Consider the following 4246-nt stretch of genomic DNA (forward strand, 5'->3'; position numbering starts at 1 on the left):
TGAACGATTTATTTGCGTGTTTGGGATTAGCCCAGACCCGCAAGTTATTGACAAACTTTTCAAAGAACTCATTTTATTTACTGCCAGAGCCGCTTAGGCTTGGATATTTTTTAACGAACTATTGATACGTATAAATCATATTTTTTAGGTATTTATTTTCATATACTCAAGCATTGTACTTATAAATAACTAAACGTAATCGTATCAATATTTTTTTTCAATATATCATTTAGTTATCCAAATACATTATAGATGTACTATTATTGCAGTATTTAGTACGTAATAATTGATTTAAGACAAATTATTTAAAGAGATAGTATATTTGGGGATTATTGTACAGGTTGAATATTGTACTTAAGTTTGTGACCGAAATAAAATGATTACGGAATATTTCCTCAATAAATGCAAATATTCTTACATACTTTATTAGTAATCAAATAAGTCATAATAACTAGTCAAATAAATACTTAATTAATTTTCTCTTTAAATGAATCACTATCTAGCACAACCTAGAAAACTGTTTATAAGTTTTCTTTTGATGTTGGGCGTTACAGCTATGATGGCGGCTCCGATTACTCAGAAGTCTGCCGAAAGGATAGCGCTACGCTTTTTTACAAACAGTTTGAGAAGTCTTACTCCAGTCGAAACAGTCCATTTGGAATATGCTCCTGCTGTTTCAAGTTTAAGATCTTCACAGCAAAAGAGCTTTTATATATTTAATCGTGGTCAAGATGATGGTTTCGTAATTGTCAGTGGTGACGATCAACTTCCTGAAGTTTTAGGATATAGTGAGAGGGGACATTTTAGCCTATCTGCTAGTCCAATCCAATTGACAGAAATGCTGAAAGCCTATGAGGTTGCGATGCAGTATTATGTTACTCATGATCCTTCCGAATGGTCATACAATTTCTCTTCTTTGAGGCAGGATAATGCTTTTAAATCTGAAATCAAACCTCTTCTTAAGGATATTGAATGGAATCAGGATTATCCTTGGAACTACATGTGTCCCAAAGGTGAAAATATGCCAAATCTTCCAGTTGGATGTGTGGCCACTGCTGCTGCTCAAATCATGCGTCAGTACAATTGGCCTGATCATGGGGAGGGTACTTATTATCATAAAGAGCTGATAAGTGGTAGAGAGCATAAAATTGACTTCAATACTTCGTATGATTGGGCACACATGCCGGAGCGTTTTGAAGATAAAACAAAAGCTACTGAGCAAGAGCGTAATGCTGTGGCAAAGCTTTGCTATCACGTAGGTGTTGCTATGGATATGATGTATTCAGAAGAGGCAAGTGGCACATTTATAGGAAATGTGGTGCGTGCTCTTCGTGAGAATTTTCGATATGATAAATCTGTGATATGTCTTGATAGGTTAGCTTACGAGACTGTTGAGTGGGAAGGAATAATCAAGAAAGAATTGAATGAAGGTCGTTCTGTTTTCTATGGAGGTATGGGTGCCGGGGGTGGTCATGCTTTTGTTTGTGATGGTTATGATGAGAAGGGCCTTTTCCATATCAATTGGGGTTGGGGAGGTAAAAGCAATGGATACTTCAGACTCAATCTTCTCAATCCTCCTGCATTAGGTATTGGTGGTGGAGCCGGTGGTGGATTTAATTATGACCAACAGATGATTATCAATATTAAGCCTGACAAGAACGGGGATTCAGAGATTGCTGAGCCCGAAGTGGTTGGTTATGATTTTAAACTGAGATATAATAAACCAAAGGATATGCTTTTTTCTCCTGAATTGACTGTATATCTAACATCTGAGAAGACATATTCTGGTTCTTTTAGACTTCATGCTGTTAATGTTGACGACAGTAGTGATGAGTTTTTTAGCAAAGAGAGTCCATCAAAGGATTTTATTTTTATGCCTCTTACTACAAATGTCAAAAGGGAGCAAAGAGTTGGTCATGAAATACCCGGTATCATATTGAAGGATGTTAAGTTGAAACCAAATGCCAAATATCTTGTTTTTGCCGAGATAAAAGGACGTAAACAATTTGTTCCTGTAAAGCATATGCTTGGCAAGAAGACAAGTGCATTTATAACGACTGATGAAAAAGGAAAGTTTAAAGAGATCATTTATGATACCAATGAGCCTAATGTAACATTGATAGAAGGCAGTTTTAGCGGTCAGTTTCTAGGTTATGAAAAAAGTACTCTTGAGTTTAAGGTAAATAATACCGGAGAAGAGTACCGAGGTGATGTTGTATTCTACTACAAACAATCTGATAAAAAATATTGGAAGCAGCTTGATGTACAGTTATATAATATTGCGAAAGGTGATAACCTCATCCAATTGGATATTGATCAAATGCCTGCAAAACCAAATAGCGAGATTGATTTGCAAGTTGAAGTTCAGGGTAAAACAATTATGCTGGGCAAGAATTTGCCGGTACAGAAGGCTGATAAAGTCCGTCCTGCACTTATCTTGACTTACAATGGAGAATTGGATAATAAGAATGAAGTTTTACTTAATCCCTTTGCTGGAAATATAAAAGGTGTTACAGTCAAAAATATTTCTGAAGAGGCATTCAAGCCATTCAGAGCATCCTGTTATATCATGATTACCGATGGTCTGAATGATTATGGCATTACCGATGCACATCGTTATTTTTTCAATCGACCTTTTACCGGAGAGAAGGAAATCCCATTGTCTTTTAGATCCGAAGAATTGGTTAAGCTCTTAATAAAAAAGAATAGTGCTGAAAATAATCCTTTAGCACCACTTCCAGCAGGGACAAAACTCTATTATAGAATATTTATCTTCCTTTCTGATTTGAATAATGGGGATGTTATCAATGCCTTGTCAGATGATCTGCCGCATGTTGATATTGATCTATTCCGCCAAAATATGAAGCCGGCTGAGATTAAATTATATACCACTAAGGCACAAGGCCAAGAGCTTAATCTGAACATCAATCCGGTTGCATATTATGAGAAAGGTCAAGATGAGCCTAAGATGAGTGCTATTGAAATTATTGGTGCTAAAAAAGAGGCTAATGGTAAGTATAAAGTAGAGAGTCAGGAAATAGTTGTAAAAGGTTGTGTCAGCTCTCTAGACTGCTCTAGTAGTGGAATTACTAAAATAGAATTGAATGACAACCAAGTCTTGGATCGATTGATTTGTAGCAACAACCAATTGGTTTCTCTTGATATTTCCAAGCAGTCAAAACTAAGGTATTTGGATTGTTCAAATAATCAGTTGAATAAACTTATTCTTAATAGAAATATCGACTCACTTTATTGTCAAAATAACGAACTGGTTACTATTGAGGCTCCCGACTTTATGGTGACAAGAGAGTTGATTGCTACAAATAATAAGATTAATAACATCTCTCTCACTTATTTTTCGGGTCTTATCAATTTAGACTTAAGTAACAACAAATTGCAAAGCATTGATCTTAAAGATTTGAGTATGCTAAACAAGGCTTCTCTCAATCATAATGAGATTACAAGTATTGTTGCACCTAAGGCTGTACAAATAGAGAATAAGGATGAGAAAAACTTTATGGAACTCCAATGTTATGACAATAAGATTGATGCTGAAGGATTTGAGCAGTTAGCTGAATCTATTGGCGACAGAAAGTCTGAACTAAATGTAGGTAATATTGTTGTTGTTGATGGAAAAGCTAATAAGGAAGAAAATAAATTTAGCAACTCTTTGAAAGAACTTTTTCTTCAGAAGAATTGGCTTGCGCAAGATTATAATGGAGGTATTGTTATTCCATTTGACGAAAAGACATTGAGTACCGAATCACTTGTAAGTGAGATCGTAAAAGTATATCCTAATCCCGCTCATCATTATACCAATATTGTGGGAGCAAAAGGAAATAGTAGTGTGATCATCTATTCAATGGATGGGGTTAAGATTTATGAAGGTCAAACCGATGTAAATGGTAAACTGAGAATTGATCTAACAAACCTTATCCCTCAAACCTATGTTATTAATGTTGACAATCATTCTGTCAAACTGAAAGTCGAATAATTATACACAGCAAATAACAATCAAAAAGGAGGCAGAATCATTACGATAATGACACAGCCTCCTTTTAATTGAAGTTTAAAGAACAATCGCTATCAAAGAGCTAAAACTCAATGATAGCGATTGTTTTTGATACTGTCCCAAAAAAGTGTGTAAGACCCAAGACTATTATCTTTGAAAAAATAAAATAAAACAGTAAAACAGTATGGATCTCACACGAGTACAAATTAAAGAAATTATTTCGAATTGTCTGGC

The 4246-nt window shown here is 35.1% G+C and carries 1 protein-coding gene and 1 pseudogene; both read left to right on the forward strand.

Features of this window, described 5'->3' with window-relative positions:
* A pseudogene (locus tag ACFO3G_RS03850) lies at positions 1–97 on the forward strand (transposase); the annotation flags it as partial.
* A gap of 390 nt (positions 98–487) precedes the next feature.
* Positions 488–3994 (forward strand): C10 family peptidase, encoded by a 3507-nt coding sequence (locus ACFO3G_RS03855; protein WP_380078154.1) that lies wholly within the window; start codon positions 488–490, stop codon positions 3992–3994.
* Positions 3995–4246 lie beyond the last annotated feature (252 nt).

This window comes from Falsiporphyromonas endometrii (genome assembly GCF_042654485.1).
Taxonomy (GTDB): Bacteria; Bacteroidota; Bacteroidia; order Bacteroidales; family Porphyromonadaceae; genus Porphyromonas; species Porphyromonas endometrii.

What these genes read in the sequence shown, in the direction of transcription:
- ACFO3G_RS03855 (WP_380078154.1), top strand. Translation starts at nt 488, where the DNA reads ATGAATCACTATCTAGCACAACCTAGAAAACTGTTTATAAGTTTTCTT.